This window comes from Glutamicibacter bergerei (genome assembly GCF_054495185.1).
This window is the reverse complement of record NZ_CM137131.1, coordinates 2,451,637-2,466,862: the sequence shown is the minus strand read 5'-3', so window position 1 is coordinate 2,466,862 and position 15,226 is coordinate 2,451,637. Positions and strand designations below refer to the sequence as shown.

16 protein-coding genes and 1 pseudogene are annotated in these 15,226 nt (G+C 55.2%); 12 read left to right on the top strand and 5 right to left on the bottom strand.

The window, feature by feature from the left end; translation table 11 throughout:
- Positions 1 to 4: 4 nt before the first annotated feature.
- The 5 genes and pseudogenes from rpmJ to rplQ all read left to right on the top strand — a co-directional run.
- Positions 5 to 118, top strand: a complete 114-nt coding sequence (gene rpmJ / locus ACX5K5_RS11410) for a 50S ribosomal protein L36 (RefSeq protein ID WP_013349661.1) — start codon at positions 5 to 7, stop codon at positions 116 to 118.
- Between the two features lie 148 nt (positions 119 to 266).
- Complete coding sequence (gene rpsM / locus ACX5K5_RS11405; protein WP_096256876.1) at positions 267 to 641, top strand: 30S ribosomal protein S13; 375 nt, start codon at positions 267 to 269, stop codon at positions 639 to 641.
- Positions 642 to 684: 43 nt separating this feature from the next.
- Entirely contained in the window at positions 685 to 1,086 is a 402-nt protein-coding gene (rpsK, locus tag ACX5K5_RS11400) for a 30S ribosomal protein S11 (protein ID WP_096256875.1), read from the top strand.
- Positions 1,087 to 1,252: 166 nt separating this feature from the next.
- Entirely contained in the window at positions 1,253 to 2,257 is a 1,005-nt protein-coding gene (locus ACX5K5_RS11395; protein WP_096256874.1) for a DNA-directed RNA polymerase subunit alpha, read from the top strand.
- Between the two features lie 83 nt (positions 2,258 to 2,340).
- Positions 2,341 to 2,790: pseudogene (gene rplQ / locus ACX5K5_RS11390) on the top strand (50S ribosomal protein L17); the annotation flags it as partial.
- Between the two features lie 135 nt (positions 2,791 to 2,925).
- Here rplQ and ACX5K5_RS11385 read toward each other — a convergent pair.
- Positions 2,926 to 3,348, bottom strand: a complete 423-nt coding sequence (locus ACX5K5_RS11385; protein ID WP_443438556.1) for a hypothetical protein — start codon at positions 3,346 to 3,348, stop codon at positions 2,926 to 2,928.
- 133 nt (positions 3,349 to 3,481) lie between these two features.
- Positions 3,482 to 3,892 (bottom strand): hypothetical protein, encoded by a 411-nt coding sequence (locus ACX5K5_RS11380; protein ID WP_459174419.1) that lies wholly within the window; start codon positions 3,890 to 3,892, stop codon positions 3,482 to 3,484.
- 293 nt (positions 3,893 to 4,185) lie between these two features.
- On the opposite strand from ACX5K5_RS11380, the gene truA reads away from it, so the two are divergent.
- The 5 genes from truA (at position 4,186) to ACX5K5_RS11355 (ending at position 9,309) form a co-directional block, all read left to right on the top strand.
- A complete protein-coding gene (gene truA, locus ACX5K5_RS11375; RefSeq protein WP_459175439.1) occupies positions 4,186 to 5,043 on the top strand; it encodes a tRNA pseudouridine(38-40) synthase TruA in 858 nt (285 codons plus the stop codon).
- A 308-nt stretch (positions 5,044 to 5,351) separates the two neighbouring features.
- Positions 5,352 to 5,795 (top strand): 50S ribosomal protein L13, encoded by a 444-nt coding sequence (rplM, locus tag ACX5K5_RS11370; protein WP_096256869.1) that lies wholly within the window; start codon positions 5,352 to 5,354, stop codon positions 5,793 to 5,795.
- Positions 5,796 to 5,833: 38 nt separating this feature from the next.
- Positions 5,834 to 6,334, top strand: coding sequence for a 30S ribosomal protein S9 (gene rpsI / locus ACX5K5_RS11365; RefSeq protein ID WP_096256868.1), 501 nt, complete (start codon positions 5,834 to 5,836; stop codon positions 6,332 to 6,334).
- Positions 6,335 to 6,498: 164 nt separating this feature from the next.
- Positions 6,499 to 7,845, top strand: a complete 1,347-nt coding sequence (gene glmM, locus ACX5K5_RS11360) for a phosphoglucosamine mutase (RefSeq protein ID WP_443461737.1) — start codon at positions 6,499 to 6,501, stop codon at positions 7,843 to 7,845.
- A 126-nt stretch (positions 7,846 to 7,971) separates the two neighbouring features.
- On the top strand, positions 7,972 to 9,309 hold the full coding sequence (locus tag ACX5K5_RS11355) for a UDP-glucose dehydrogenase family protein (protein ID WP_459174418.1): 1,338 nt from the start codon (positions 7,972 to 7,974) through the stop codon (positions 9,307 to 9,309).
- 73 nt (positions 9,310 to 9,382) lie between these two features.
- On the opposite strand, the gene ACX5K5_RS11350 is transcribed toward ACX5K5_RS11355, so the two are convergent.
- The 3 genes from ACX5K5_RS11350 to glmS form a co-directional block, all read right to left on the bottom strand.
- Positions 9,383 to 10,909, bottom strand: a complete 1,527-nt coding sequence (locus ACX5K5_RS11350; protein ID WP_443445075.1) for an NAD(P)H-hydrate dehydratase — start codon at positions 10,907 to 10,909, stop codon at positions 9,383 to 9,385.
- A gap of 58 nt (positions 10,910 to 10,967) precedes the next feature.
- Positions 10,968 to 11,318, bottom strand: a complete 351-nt coding sequence (locus tag ACX5K5_RS11345) for a holo-ACP synthase (protein WP_096256865.1) — start codon at positions 11,316 to 11,318, stop codon at positions 10,968 to 10,970.
- A gap of 355 nt (positions 11,319 to 11,673) precedes the next feature.
- Positions 11,674 to 13,542, bottom strand: a complete 1,869-nt coding sequence (gene glmS, locus ACX5K5_RS11340; RefSeq protein ID WP_443461724.1) for a glutamine--fructose-6-phosphate transaminase (isomerizing) — start codon at positions 13,540 to 13,542, stop codon at positions 11,674 to 11,676.
- A 251-nt stretch (positions 13,543 to 13,793) separates the two neighbouring features.
- On the opposite strand from glmS, the gene coaA reads away from it, so the two are divergent.
- Positions 13,794 to 14,669, top strand: a complete 876-nt coding sequence (coaA, locus tag ACX5K5_RS11335) for a type I pantothenate kinase (RefSeq protein ID WP_229677066.1) — start codon at positions 13,794 to 13,796, stop codon at positions 14,667 to 14,669.
- 122 nt (positions 14,670 to 14,791) lie between these two features.
- Positions 14,792 to 15,157, top strand: coding sequence for a large conductance mechanosensitive channel protein MscL (gene mscL / locus ACX5K5_RS11330; protein WP_229677065.1), 366 nt, complete (start codon positions 14,792 to 14,794; stop codon positions 15,155 to 15,157).
- Positions 15,158 to 15,226 lie beyond the last annotated feature (69 nt).

Here is a 15,226-nt window from a genome sequence, read left to right as displayed (position 1 = left end):
AGCCTTGAAGGTTAACCCTAGCGTGAAGCCGATCTGCGATAAGTGCAAGGTGATCCGTCGTAATGGCGTGGTCATGGTGATCTGCGAAAATCCACGCCACAAGCAGCGTCAGGGCTAATTCCGTTCTTCGGAATTTCCCACGCGTAGTCATATAGGCAGTACCGTATCGAGAAATCGATGCACACCCCCGGGTTCGGAGGCCGGGGCCAGGAGAAATCATCCTGGGTGGTACTGTTCCAGACCTCCGTTGGTTGAAAGGTAGCCACTTGGCTCGTTTAGCAGGCGTGGATATTCCACGCGAGAAGCGCGTAATTATCGCGCTGACTTACATCTACGGCGTGGGCAAGACCCGTGCAGAAGAGACCCTCGCAGCGACCGGCATTAGCCCGGACACTCGCGTGAAGGATCTCAGCGACGCTGAACTCGTTCAGTTGCGTGACTTCGTCGAAGGCACTTACAAGGTAGAAGGTGACCTGCGCCGTGAGGTTCAGGCTGACATCCGCCGTAAGGTCGAGATCGGATCCTACGAAGGTATTCGTCACCGTAAGGGCCTGCCGGTCCACGGTCAGCGCACCAAGACGAACGCACGCACCCGTAAGGGACCGAAGCGTACCGTCGCAGGTAAGAAGAAGACTCGCTAAATCTTAGCGATCTAGTTCAAATACTTTTTTCGTAGGAGAAGAAATGCCCCCTAAGACTCGTGGAGCGGTACGTAAGCCGCGTCGCAAGGACAAAAAGAATATCGCGATGGGACAGGCGCACATCAAGAGCACCTTCAACAACACCATCGTATCGATCACCGATCCGACTGGCGCTGTGATCTCGTGGGCTTCGGCCGGCGAGGTAGGCATGAAGGGTTCACGCAAGTCGACCCCATACGCCGCTCAGATGGCTGCTGAATCTGCCGCTAAGCGCGCGCAGGAGCACGGCATGCGCAAGGTTGACGTTTTCGTCAAGGGCCCGGGCTCGGGACGCGAAACCGCGATCCGCTCGCTGCAGGCTGCTGGCCTTGAGGTTGGATCCATCTCGGATGTTTCCCCAAGTGCTCACAACGGTTGCCGCCCATCAAAGCGTCGCCGCGTCTAATTGATTCGCTAGGCTGAGCCTGAAGAAGTCACCGAGCCATTCGAGAGAATGGGTCGGTGACGTTCTTGGACTCTCTTGCCTGCAACAGACGAACGGCCAACTGGCTACCGTCGTTTCCACCCCCGTGAGGCGTCATATAGCGGACGCTCGCTGAAAGGAAATGTAAGTGCTCATTACGCAGCGCCCAACCCTGACCGAAGAAGTAGTTTCCGAGAATCGCTCCCGGTTCGTCATTGAACCGTTGGAGCCAGGCTTTGGTTACACCCTAGGTAACTCACTACGTCGTACCCTGTTGTCCTCGATCCCTGGTGCAGCTGTCACCAGTGTTCGAATCGACGGAGTACTGCACGAGTTCTCTACCGTAGCCGGCGTCAAGGAAGACGTCACCGAATTGGTTCTTAACATCAAGAACCTGTCGGTCTCTTCCGAGCACGACGAGCCGGTCGTCGCCTACCTGCGCAAGCAGGGCCCAGGCGTCGTTACCGCAGCGGATATCACCCCACCAGCGGGTGTAGAGTTCCACAACCCTGACCTGCATATCGCTACCTTGAATGCCAATGGCAAGTTCGACATGGAACTGACCATTGAGCGTGGCCGTGGCTATGTGTCAGCAGCTCAGAACAAGAACGTTGACGCAGAGATCGGTCGAATCCCAGTTGATTCGATCTACTCGCCAGTTCTGAAGGTAACTTTCCGTGTGGAAGCTACCCGTGTTGAGCAGCGCACCGACTTCGATCGTTTGATCGTAGACGTTGAGGCCAAGTCATCGATCACCCCGCGCGATGCTGTGGCATCCGCAGGTACCACTCTGGTTGAGCTGTTCGGTTTGTTCCGCGAACTGAACACCGCAGCAGAAGGTATCGAAATCGGCCCATCGCCAACCGACGCAGCTTTGGCTGCTGACATGGCGTTGCCGATCGAGGATCTGGAACTGACCGTTCGCTCGTACAACTGCTTGAAGCGTGAGGGCATCCACTCTGTGGGCGAACTCGTAACTCGCTCCGAGGCAGACTTGATGGACATCCGTAACTTCGGTGCGAAGTCCATTGACGAAGTCAAGGCCAAGCTGGTTGAACTAGGTCTAGCTCTGAAGGATTCCCCTCCAGGCTTCGACCTTGCCGCTCGTAGCGCCATGGAAGATGGCGACGACGTCTTCGACGACGGTCTGTAAAGACTTTAGTCTCGCGACACACTACTTCACCCGATCTGCCGGTATAAACCGACAGGCTCGGTCATTCATCTAGGAGAATTACCATGCCTACCCCTACTAAGGGTCCGCGTCTCGGCGGCAGTGCAGCACATGAGCGATTGATCTTCGCTAACATGTCAGCACAGCTCTTCGAGAACAAGAAGATCACCACCACCCTGACCCGCGCCAAGCGTCTGCGTCCACACGCAGAGCGCCTGATCACCTTCGCTAAGCGTGGGGATCTGGCATCGCGTCGTCGCGTCCAGGCCGTGATCGCATCGCGCTCGCGCACCAACAAGTCGATCGTTCACGAACTATTCGCGAACATCGCACCAGCAATGGCTGACCGCCAGGGTGGCTACACCCGCATCACCAAGATCGGTAACCGCAAGGGCGACAACGCTCCTATGGCAGTTATCGAACTGGTTATGGAACCGGTTTCGCCAAAGCAGGCCGTAGTCAAGGAAGCCACCAAGGCTACCGAGACCGCTGCTGAGCCAACCACCGAAGAGGCGTAAGCTTCCTTCGAGCTAAAGCTCCGTCACCGTCATAAGTGACATAAAGATTCCCGTTGGATCCGTAAGGAACCAACGGGAATCTTTTATTTAAGCCTTGGAAATCTTGAGGAACAGATGGGCGCTGCCTGGTGGCTACAGGTGGCATATGGTGCCATAGGTTTCCTGAGCTTCGAGCAGCCGCGGTGTTTGTAGTTCCATGAGATGCTCCGACTTTTCTTCTGCGCTCAGATCCTTGTTTGCCAGGAGCTGAGCCGTCTTACTGTCGTTACCCCCGACAGCGATGAGCGCCTGTTTAAGATCCTCATCTTTGGTCTTCTCGGCTGCTTCAGAAAGGACCAATGCTCGATCGCTCATGATGCTGATGTCTTCGGTGAGATCCTCATCCAGCGGTGTCGGCGAAGAATTTTCAATTCTCTGGTTCAATTGGATCTCGCCGAAGCGACTAATAATCAAGGCACAAGTTTCTTCTGCAGACAGTTTCCCTGATCCGCAACCGGAGAGCGCCGTGGCAGTCAGAAGTGTCACCGCTGCTGCAGTGGAGAATTTCTTGATCATGGCATTCCTCAGGGTGATTCGTTGGGGGAGTAACACGGCCCTAAAATCCGATACAGCTTTGGTTTGAATAGATCTTTGTCGGCAACGATATCAGGCGTGGCTCTAACTCGGTTTGACGTTCCAGACCCAAGTTTTACAGATCCGATAACCCGGGGCACGTGGTTTCCAACTTCTCAGAACGTGCACGTGTTTCTTCAGTAGTCATCCGCGACAGTTTCATTTGCATCTGCTGAAGATCTAACGAGTCGTCGGTGAACACAGCAAGTTGCGCGTCTGCATCTTCTGCTACGGCTCGTAAATCGGCGGAGAACTCTGGCTCTGCTTTGTCAGCCACGTTGTGCAGAACGGCTGAGACCTTTTTACCCTGCTCGACGATGTCACCGAGGCTATTCGTAGAACTGTTGCCGAGATTCTGCTCCTTAGCCTGCTTCATGATCTCCTGGCATGCCTCTTCATTCGAGAGTGGCTTCTCTGCGCATCCGGCCACGCTGACGGTGGTTATCAGAGCTAAAAGACTCATGGCGGCGATGCGGTTGAACTTCATGGGTGCTCCGAACAGTAGCGATTGATGATCGTTAGACTCAACACGAAACAGCTGTGAAGAGTCTGCGCTGTCAAGTATAGAGAGTCGTTAGCCTTATTACGTGTACGTGAAGCGTTCAATTAGTTGGACTAGATTCAGCAGTGATGCAGCGCCCGCTGCATGGAGATGAAACTTCAGTTGGAATTCTCCGCGGGTATCAGGGGATAATTGAATTCATGAATTCCAGCTCAGAGATCATTGACCCGTTAGGTACTACCGCTCTGGGTACCAGTGACAAGCCAGCCCTGGTCCGCATGCGGATGGTGCTGGGTTATGACGGTGCCGCCTATAACGGTTGGGCTCGTCAACCAAACGTCACCGGAGTACAACAGCTTGTTGAAGAAGCGTTGGAAACTCTGATTCGGCGTCTCGTTCGCGTATTTGTTGCCGGGCGTACCGACGCGGGGGTGCATGCACGCCACCAGGTCGTGCACTTCGATCTGACCGAAGAAGAATACCTGGGCTTGCCGCGTAATTCGGATCTGGAACCAGGCCCGGCACTGTTGCGACGTATCAATGGCCTATTGGGCCGGCAGCAAGGCGCCGTCTGGGTGCATGAGGTCGACCGTGCCGCCGAAGGCTTTGATGCCAGGTTCTCAGCTCTGGCCCGGCGCTACTCATACCGGATAGCCGATGGCATTCACCGCTGGGATCCGCTGAACCGTCAGTTGACCATGTGGTACCGCGAAGAGATCGATATTGATCTGTTGAATGCCGAAGCCCAATCGGTGCTTGGACGACACGACTTCTTATCTTTCTGTAAGCCAAAGCCCCGAGCCACCACCATTCGTACACTGCAGGAATTTGAGTTCAGCCGTGCCGAGGATGGAAACATTGTGGTTCATCTAAAGGCCGACGCGTTTTGCCACAATATGGTGCGTTCGCTCATTGGTGGCGCGCTACGTGTTGCCAGTGGAAGAGAGCAGCCAGGCTTCCTTGCCGAGCGGTTGGCGCTGATGGTGCGTGATTCAAAATCGATTCTTGCTCATCCTCACCCACTAGTCCTCGAAGAGGTCTATTATCCTGATGATGCCGAACTTGCCGCGCGTGCTGCGCTCACCCGCGCAAGACGCGATGTTTCGCAGACAGATTCATTAAAAAGCCTCGATTAACGACACTCTGGGTGTTGTTGCTCACCAAGAGGTACCTTTGTTTTGGTCGTCTGACCGTTAATCGGCTAAACTTTTATGAGTTGTGTATGTCCACGTTCGACACTACACGCCCAAGCGTGACGGCTTAGTTGCATAGTCGCTGGTCTGCTGGGTGTGCGAACAATATATGGACGGCCGGTCATCTCAGTCCTCACCTGACGTACTGGTCTAGCACAAGAACAACACGACAGTGCTCGACACTGGGGGATCTCACCGCCTTCAGCCAAGCGACTGTTTGACCAGAAACGAATCAACGTAAGGCAATTACTGTGCGTACGTACACCCCTAAGCCGGCTGACCAGACTCGTCAGTGGTATGTCATTGACGCCACCGATGTAGTACTCGGCCGTCTCGCCGTTCAGGCCGCAACCTTGCTGCGCGGCAAGCATAAGCCAACCTTTGCAGCTCACATGGACATGGGCGACCATGTCATCATCATCAACGCCGAGAAGGTCGCACTGACCGGCAAGAAGCTGCAGGACAAGCGCGCTTACCGTCACTCGGGTTTCCCGGGCGGCCTCAAGAGCGTTAACTACGCAGAGCTCCTCGAGAAGAACCCAGTTCTTGCAGTCGAGAAGGCTATCAAGGGCATGCTTCCAAAGAACAAGCTTTCCGATGCTCAGGTCTCGAAGCTGAAGGTCTACCGCGGCGCGGAGCACCCTCACGCAGCACAGGCTCCAAAGGCACTGGAAATCACCCAGGTCGCTCAGTAGTACTGGCCTCGAGAACAAAGACTTAATAGGAGAATATCGTGGCTGAGAACACTGAAGAGACCACTGAATTCGAAGGCGAAACCCCTTCGACTTACACCACCGAGACCTCTGCATCGGCCGTTGTTGCCGATACCGAGCGCGCTCCACTAACCGTCCCAGGCGGTGCCGTTGGTCGTCGCAAGCAGGCTATTGCCCGCGTGCGTTTGATCCCAGGTTCAGGTAACTGGATCGTCAACGGTCGCACCCTGGAAAACTTCTTCCCTAACAAGCTGCACCAGCAGGATGTTAACGAGCCTTTCAAGGTTCTGGGTCTAGAAGGCGCTTACGATGTTATCGCCCGTATCCACGGCGGCGGCATCTCGGGCCAGGCCGGCGCATTGCGTCTTGGCATTGCCCGTTCATTGAACGAGATCGACCGCGATGCAAACCGCGCGACCTTGAAGAAGAATGGCTACTTGACTCGTGACGCCCGCGTCATCGAGCGTAAGAAGGCTGGTCTTAAGAAGGCTCGTAAGGCTTCGCAGTTCTCGAAGCGCTAAACCTTACCCACAGGTTTCCCAAAGGCTCCACATCTTCGGATGTGGGGCCTTTGGCCGTTAAAAGCCCAAATGTGACTTCAAAGCCCATGAACTTTGTCGATATAGCGTCCTAAAGCTCACAATCTCGCCGGTAAATCGATGCGTAGGGCTTATGATTAACGATGATGGCAAGGTTATTTGGGACCGATGGGGTCCGAGGAAAAGCAAACGAGTTGTTGACTCCCGAGCTGGCGCTAGATTTAGCGCAGGCAGCTTCGGTAGTACTTGGTTTAAGTCAGTCGGAAGACGGCCGTAAACCGGTAGCAGTGGTAGCGAAGGATCCGCGTATCAGCGGCGACTTCCTCTCCGCAGCTATCGAGGCCGGCCTGGCTGCCTCTGGCGTAGACGTAAAGGATGCGGGTACTTTACCCACTCCGGCTGCTGCATTCTTGGTAGGTGATCTCAACGCAGACTTTGGCGTGATGATCTCTGCCTCGCACAATGCCGCACCGGATAACGGTATTAAGTTCCTGGCACGGGGAGGCAAGAAGCTTGATGATGCGTTGGAAGACGCCATCGAAGCCTGCCTCGACATGCCAAACCCACGCCCTACCGGCGGGGCAGTAGGACGCATTTCGCGCTTCGCTGACGCCGAAGACCGTTACATTCTGCACCTGCTGGCAGCTATGCCAAACCGCCTTGATGGGGTCAAGGTCGTTCTCGACTGCGCCCACGGTGCGGCTTCAGGCTGTTCACCACAGGTCTTCAAGAATGCTGGCGCAGAAGTTATCGTCATCGGTGCCGAGCCAGATGGCATCAACATCAATGACGGCTACGGTTCCACCCACCTAGAAAATCTCCAGGCTACCGTGCTTGAACACGGTGCAGATCTTGGTATCGCCCACGATGGTGACGCGGATCGTTGCCTGGCTGTAGACCACGAGGGAACCGTTGTAGACGGTGACCAGATCATGGCAGTCATGGCTCTGGACCTCAAGGACCGCGGCGAGTTGAAGGACGACACCCTAGTCGCCACCGTGATGAGCAACCTTGGCTTAAAAATTGCCATGGAAAAAGCTGGCATTACGCTCAAGCAGACCGGAGTGGGAGACCGCTACGTACTCGAAGGCATGCGCGAAGGTAACTACTCGCTTGGCGGCGAGCAGTCCGGCCACGTCATCTTCAGCAAGTACGCCACCACCGGTGACGGTGTACTCACCGGCCTGCTCTTGGCAGCCCGAGTGAAGGCCACCGGAAAGACCCTGAAGGAACTAGCCTCGGTACTCACCGTGCTTCCACAGGTTCTGATCAACGTCCGTGGCGTCGACAAGGCTGCCGCACCAGAGTGCGAACCACTGCTCTTGGAAATCGCTGGCACCGAAGCTCGTCTGGGTGACACCGGACGTGTGCTCTTGCGCCCATCGGGTACCGAACCAGTTGTTCGCGTGATGGTCGAAGCGGCCACTCATGAACAGGCTCAGCTAGAAGCAGAGCTGCTGGCAGCTGCCGTCGCAACTCACTTGGCACTGTAAAGCATCCTCTCAGTAAACATCGAGAAAACTCACACCCCCGTACCGCGTTCCAGTAAGGAACATGGTGCGGGGGTGTGGCATTCTAATGAGTAGTTATTGGGTTAGAGATCTGGGGAGTAATTCTTCGTGACATTGCGTATCAGCGTCATCGGCACCGGCTATCTTGGTGCAACTCATGCCGCATGTATGGCAGAACTTGGCTACGAGGTCATTGGCCTCGACGTCAATGCAGAAAAGCTTCAGGCACTGAGCGCAGGAATTCTTCCATTCCATGAGCCGGGCCTACCCGAGCTGTTGCGTAAGCACGTGGCTAGTGGCCGGCTACGCTTTACCGACTCCTATGAAGAAGTCGGGAAGCACGCTGACATCCACTTCGTGACCGTGGGAACTCCGCAGCGCGCGGACTCGCAATCAGCGGACATGAGCTACGTAGACGCAGCAGTTGATTCTCTCGTGGCAAATATTTCCGGTGAAGCACTCATCGTTGGCAAGTCCACTGTTCCTGTAGGTACCGCACGTCGGCTCAGCGAACGCATCGAAGCGACCGCCAAGCCTGGCAGCAAAATCAGCTTGGCGTGGAACCCAGAGTTTTTGCGTGAAGGATTCGCAGTCAAAGACACGCTCACCCCAGACCGCTTGGTCTACGGTACCCAAGACGATACGTCTCTAGCTAAGCTACGAGAGGTATACGCGCCGATTCTTGCTCTAGATACCCCAGAGGTTGTCACCGACCTAGAAACCTCTGAGCTGGTCAAGGTAGCGGCCAACGCTTTCCTTGCCACCAAGATTTCCTTCATCAATGCCTTCGCTGAAGTGACCGAGACCGTGGGCGGCGACATCAAGACGCTGGCAGACGCTATCGGTCATGACGCACGTATCGGCCGTAAATTCCTGAACGCCGGAGTCGGCTTTGGCGGCGGTTGCCTGCCCAAGGACATCCGTGCACTGCAGGCGCGCGTCAGCGAACTCGGCTTGAGCCAGACCATGGGATTCCTGGATGAAGTGGACCAGATCAACTTGCGCCGCCGTGACCGAGTAGTTTCACTGGCTTCCTCAATCCTTGGCAACCAGCTGGCAGGTAAACGTATCTGCGTGCTTGGCGTGACGTTCAAACCAGATAGTGATGACGTGCGTGACTCGCCGGCCTTGGATATTGCCGTGCGGCTCTACAACTCGGGCGCCGAAGTGTCGGTCTATGACCCGGAGGGCAATAAGAATGCCGCAGGCCGCTTCCCACGCTTGAACTACGTTGAGTCCTGGCGCGAAGCCGCGAAAGAATCCGACCTGGTTCTGTTACTTACCGAATGGAAAGAATTCCGGGCCTTGGATCCGCAAGAGCTTGGCGAAGTAGTTAGCTCTCGTGTCTTGATTGATGGCCGTAACGTATTGGACCGTCCATTGTGGCGGGATCAAGGTTGGGTTATGACCGGTCCGGGCGAAAAGTTTGATCTTGCCGAGGACTAAGAATTAAAAACAGATGCGGTTCATGTGCGAGGATATCGCGCATGAACCGCATCTGTTTTTGGTCAGTATTTAGCTAGAACCCAAAGTCTTTCATTACTGCGGGCAGCTGATCAATCAAGCGCGAGGCGCTGACCGTGCCCTGCTGGGCGGTGACTCTGCCTAGCTGGCCGTGAATGACGGCAGCGCATGCGGTCAGTTCCATCAGGCGGCTATTGCTCACCGTCTCAAGGCCGTGAATACCGGTCAGTGAGCTGTCGGAGAGCATATAGCCGAGAATGCCTGTAAGGATATCTCCAGAGCCGGCAGTGGCCAGCTGAGCCGCTGCATGGCAGACGACTAGGTTTGCACCATTCGGCGCCACCACGTAACTGGTTGGGCCCTTCAACAACACCACAGCGTTATAAGCCAACGCGACCCAGCGGGTCCAACGAATTGGGTCCTGACGAACTTCTTCGGTGGTGACACTTACGCCGGCACGGCGCAGAAGCATCCGCAATTCTTTGGCATGCGGGGTGAGCACCCGTGGCTGCTCACTCGGGCCGGTAGGAACTACCTCTAAACCACTGGCATCAATAACCGCTGGCTGGCGGCTATCAAAGACGTTGGCAATCACTCCGGTTGGGGGAGTGCGACTATCAATTCCAGGGCCAATAGCCCACGCCGAAATCTTGGCTCCGCGACCGTGCAGGTGACGGCGAGCCAATGAGAGTGCTTCGGTGATTTGTTCATCATCCAGCGGCACGGTTTCCGGGGCAGCCAAGGATAGTAGAGACTGTACTTCTTCCGGAACGTGAGTGCGCAACAATCCCACACCACAGGCCACCGCGGCGCGCGCGGTCAGCTGGGCAGCTCCAGGGTAGAGAGCAGAGCCTGCAATAAGACCCAATACACCGCGCTCATACTTGTGCCTTCCGGCGTCTCGCCAGCTGCGATGAACATTCAGTAGCTCTTGAGCCGAGTTTTCATCGACTAGATGTGTTTCTGGGGTAATCGAGGAGAAATCAAAATCCAGAGTCGCAACTTGGATTTCACCGGTAACCAAAGGTGCATCCTGAGAAATAAGTCCCGTCTTCATCGCGCCGAAGGTCACGGTCCGCTCGGCGAGCAACACGTCATCATCAGCACTACCGGTTTCGCAGTTCAGTCCCGAAGGTACATCGCAAGCTAGTACTCGGGTACCAGCAGGAAGCTTTGGTAGCTGTGCTCCGGTGCGGTAGCCAATGCCGTAAATTGCATCAATAACCAACGAGGCTGACGATAGAGCTTCTTCGCCCTCGGACAGAGACTTCACGGTGCCAGCAACGGAGGCATAAGCCTTCAACGCTTCTGGATGACCGGTTTCGGTGCACTGCAGGGCAAGAGTCTGATAACCGCGTTGAGCTAGCTCGGTCAGCGCGTAGAGACCGTCGCCACCGTTATTACCTGGACCAATCAAACCGATGATCAGAGCATCGGTGGGGGAGGCGGTCTGGGCGAGCATCGCTTCGGCTGCGGCAGCTAATTCGCTGGCGGCAGCGCGCATCAGCGATTCACTTCCACGCTTAGAGATCTCTTGGGCCTCGACCGCACGTACTTGCGCAACACTGTAGACAGGGATCATAAGACAAACTTTACTCACCTATCCGGGGATACGTCCGTTTTAATAGCGAACGTGTCGTTTATCGTTCAGCGACTACCATCGCAATGGCCATGTCCCCGTCATGTGACAAGGTCAAATGCCAGGAAGTAATTCCACGCAATTCGCTGGCGGCAGCTACCGTGCCACGAATCAGTACCTGCGGATCTCCGGCTTCGTCTTTAGCAATAGTGCAGTCTTGCCAGTTCATCCCAACCGGGACACCAAGTGCCTTGGCGATAGCTTCCTTCGCAGCGAAACGTGCAGCCAGGGAGCGCAACGGCAGATCACGTTCTATGGAAGTAAAAAGACGTTCACGCAAGCGTGGGGTTCGTTCGAGTTGGCGGCCAAAGCGTGGCACGTCGACAATGTCGACACCGATACCTGCAATCATGGGTTCCAGTCTATCTAGGCTTGCTTCAACACTGTAAATTGAGGCGACCATACAACGCGGGCCATACGTATTGCATTATTGATTGGTAGATGATGGTTAGAGATTTCTGATTTCTCGACTTTGCCTGAAGTGCTAAGTCGAGCACGGTATCCGAAATGCTGGACGGCCAACCGTAAGACTCTTTGAGTTAGAGAAAGCGGAAATGAGTTTGGCCATCGTGGCAGGCCAACCACAAGTGACAGCTATAGTTCGCAATGGATGAGTCTTGATAGCCAACACGTTGTGTAAGAAGTTAAACAAATGCGGGCAGCCTTTCCATCAAAAAGGGTGCCCGCAAAAGTTCGAAGATCGTGGATTACTCCACGGTCACCGACTTAGCCAAGTTACGTGGCTGATCAACATCAAAGCCCTTCGCCGAGGCAAGCTCGCAAGCGAAGATCTGCAGCGGTACGGTGGCCAGTAGTGGCATCAGCAGAGTTGGAGTCTCAGGGACGTAGAAGACCCACTCGGAGAAGTCCTTGACCGAGTCATCGCCGTCTTCGGCAATAACGAGGGTCTTGGCACCACGGGCGCGGACTTCCTGAATGTTCGAGACAACCTTAGAGTGTAGCGAGTCACGACCACGTGGGGAAGGAACCACTACGAAGACCGGCTGGCCATCATCAATCAAGGCAATCGGACCGTGCTTCAGCTCGCCAGCGGCGAAACCTTCAGCATGGATGTACGCGATTTCCTTCAGCTTCAGGGCGCCTTCCATGGCAACTGGGTAGCCTACGTGGCGACCCAAGAAGAGTACCGAGGAAGCATCCTCCATGGAGCGAGCAAGTTCCTTGATTTCATCCGAGCGGTCCAAGATGTCCTGGATCTTCGAAGGAATCTTTCCAAGGTCAGCCAAGATGTCCTTGATCTGGCCCTGGAACAGGTTGCCACGCAGCTGAGCCAGGTACAGGCCAAGCAGGTAGGTGGCGGTGATCTGTGCAAGGAAAGCCTTGGTGGAGGCTACTGCGATCTCTGGGCCGGCGTGGGTGTAAAGCACCGCGTCAGATTCGCGAGGAATGGTAGACCCGTTGGTGTTACAGATCGACATGGTCTTCGCGCCCTGTTCCTTGGCGTAACGCACGGCCATCAAGGTGTCCATGGTTTCGCCGGACTGGGAGATCGAAACGATCAAGGTGTTCTCGTCAACGATTGGCTCGCGGTAACGGAACTCGTGTGACAGCTCAACCTCAACCGGGATACGGCACCAGGACTCGATGGCGTACTTGGCAACGGAACCGGCGTAGGCGCTGGTACCGCAGGCAAGGACAACAATCTTCGAGATCTTGGTGAGTTCTTCTGCATCAATACGAAGCTCATCAAGGGTCAGGCGGCCATCGGCGTCCGAACGGCCCAACAGGGTGTCGGCCACGGCGGCTGGCTGGTCAAAGATTTCCTTTTCCATGAAGGATGGGAAGCCACCCTTCTCGGCGCTGGCTGCATCCCAGTCAACGGTGAATTCTTTGCCTTCGGCTGGGTTGCCGTCAAAGTCGGTGATGGTGTGGGTCTCTGGGGTGATCGTGACGATCTGGTCCTGACCCAGTTCCACGGCGCGACGGGTGAAATCGATGAAGCCGGAGACGTCTGAACCGAGGAAGTTCTCGCCATCGCCCAAGCCCAGTACCAGTGGGGAGTTGCGGCGAGCTGCCACAACGAGACCCGGGTGGTCCTGGTGTACTGCCAAGAGGGTGAAAGCACCTTCAAGGTGCTTTACTGCAAGCTGCATGGCTAGGGTGAGGTCCCCATTTGCTTCGCCGTACATCTTGCCCAGCAACTCTGCGGCAACTTCGGTATCGGTATCAGAAAGGAACTCTGCGCCTTCAGAGACCAGCTGCGCCTTGATGCCAGCGAAGTTCTCAATGATGCCGTTGTGGATCATTGCAAGCTTGCCGCCGTCGGCGAGGTGTGGGTGAGCGTTCGAGTCGCTCGGTCCACCGTGGGTGGCCCAACGAGTGTGGCCAATTCCGGTGTAAGACTGGGGTAATGGTTCTTCAGCGATCACGTTTTCAAGGTTGACAAGTTTGCCAGCCTTCTTCCGTGAGTGAATGGCACCATCGGCTACTACGGCTACACCAGCCGAGTCATAACCGCGGTACTCCAACCGACGTAAACCTTCAATTAGAACGTCAAGGGCGCCGTGATCGGCGACTCGGCTTGAGGCTCCTGCATATCCAACAATTCCGCACATAGGAAAAAGCGTACCGGTTGATTCCCCAATGATGGGAGAAATCGTGGCACATCACTCAAAAAGTTGCGTGTCATAGGTCACCGCGAAGAGCTAATTTGCTGAATTTCCAATGAACTCTACAAGTTGAATTTGGGGTGTAGACCATATTCTTGGCACAATTTGACCTCGTGGAACCACAAGGAACGTTAGAGACACCTATAACCCCTTTTGTTGAGCTTGAGCGAGACACCTGGGCCAGACTTTCTAACAAGATGGAACAACCCCTCAATGAAGAGGACATCATTCGGCTTCGTGGTCTAGGCGATGGCCTAGACCTAGATGAGATCCGAGATGTCTATCTACCATTGAGCCGTTTGCTGTACCTCTATGTACAGGGCGCCGGTGCTACACACCGCGCCACCACCACGTTCCTTGGGGAACAAACCCGGCAGACTCCGTTCGTTATTGGCGTGGCAGGTTCGGTAGCAGTTGGTAAATCCACTACTGCCCGTGTGTTGCGCGATATGTTGCGCCGTTGGCCAGAAACGCCCGACGTCCAACTAATCACCACCGACGGATTCCTTTACCCGAACGCGGAACTGAACCGCCGTGGAATTATGGACCGCAAGGGTTTCCCAGAATCTTATGACCGGCGTGCGCTGCTGCGCTTTGTCTCTGCGGTGAAGTCCGGTGTTCCGGAAGTTAGTGCGCCAGTCTATTCACACTTGACTTATGACATCATCCCGGGTGAACGTAACGTCATCCGTGCGCCTCAGGTACTTATTGTTGAGGGCCTGAACGTTTTGCAGCCGGCGCGTACTCGCACCGATGGCAAGGTGGGTCTTGCGCTCAGTGACTTCTTTGATTTCTCCGTCTACGTGGATGCTCGGACCAAAGATATTGAAGAGTGGTACATCAGCCGATTCATGAAACTACGCTCCGGCGCGTTCTCTGACCCAGCCAGCTACTTCCACCGCTACGCGCAGCTCTCCGATGAGCAAGCGCGCGAAACCGCGCACGGCATTTGGAAATCCATTAACGAGCCGAACCTCGAAGAAAACGTGTTGCCTACCCGTGGCCGGGCTCAATTGGTCCTTCGTAAGAGCGCTGACCACTCGGTTCACAGAATGCTGCTTCGTAAGATCTAGGCAATTATCCAAACGCGAGCGGAATTTCTCACAAAATTTAAGTTTTTCGCCCAAATGTCCTGCTTTGCTATGTTTTCCCTGTGTATGCTCAAACCATGCTAAAGGGATTCCGCGATTTTATAATGAAGGGCAACGTCGTCGATCTGGCGGTTGCCGTTGTCATCGGTGCCGCCTTCGGCGCCGTCATCACCGCCCTGGTAGACAATGTGCTGATGCCATTGATCGCTGCCTTGGTCGGTTCGCCATCATTTGATGGCTTCCTACTACTTACCATCAACGGGGTTGACATCAAGTTCGGTGTCTTCCTCACCGCGCTGGTCAACTTCCTGTTGATCGCCGCAGCAGTCTACTTCGCACTGGTTTTGCCAATGCAGAAGGCTACCGAGCACCTCGAGCGTCGTCGCGGTCTCACCGAAGAAGAAGAAGAGGTAGACCCGCAGCTTGCACTGCTTGAGCAGATCCGTGACGAACTGCGCACGCTAAAGTAACCAACTTCAAAAACTTCTCAGAGCCTGTTCCCGCAAAGAAATTTTGCGAGAACAGGCTCTTTACTTTTG

Bases quoted from the DNA above. Each gene is read 5' to 3' on its own strand.
- rpsK (WP_096256875.1), top strand. From the start codon at position 685: ATGCCCCCTAAGACTCGTGGAGCGGTACGTAAGCCGCGTCGCAAGGAC.
- ACX5K5_RS11385 (WP_443438556.1), bottom strand. From the start codon at position 3,348: ATGATCAAGAAATTCTCCACTGCAGCAGCGGTGACACTTCTGACTGCC.
- ACX5K5_RS11380 (WP_459174419.1), bottom strand. From the start codon at position 3,892: ATGAAGTTCAACCGCATCGCCGCCATGAGTCTTTTAGCTCTGATAACC.
- truA (WP_459175439.1), top strand. From the start codon at position 4,186: ATGCGGATGGTGCTGGGTTATGACGGTGCCGCCTATAACGGTTGGGCT.
- glmM (WP_443461737.1), top strand. From the start codon at position 6,499: ATGGCAAGGTTATTTGGGACCGATGGGGTCCGAGGAAAAGCAAACGAG.
- ACX5K5_RS11350 (WP_443445075.1), bottom strand. From the start codon at position 10,909: ATGATCCCTGTCTACAGTGTTGCGCAAGTACGTGCGGTCGAGGCCCAA.
- ACX5K5_RS11345 (WP_096256865.1), bottom strand. From the start codon at position 11,318: ATGATTGCAGGTATCGGTGTCGACATTGTCGACGTGCCACGCTTTGGC.
- glmS (WP_443461724.1), bottom strand. From the start codon at position 13,542: ATGTGCGGAATTGTTGGATATGCAGGAGCCTCAAGCCGAGTCGCCGAT.
- coaA (WP_229677066.1), top strand. From the start codon at position 13,794: ATGGAACAACCCCTCAATGAAGAGGACATCATTCGGCTTCGTGGTCTA.
- mscL (WP_229677065.1), top strand. From the start codon at position 14,792: ATGAAGGGCAACGTCGTCGATCTGGCGGTTGCCGTTGTCATCGGTGCC.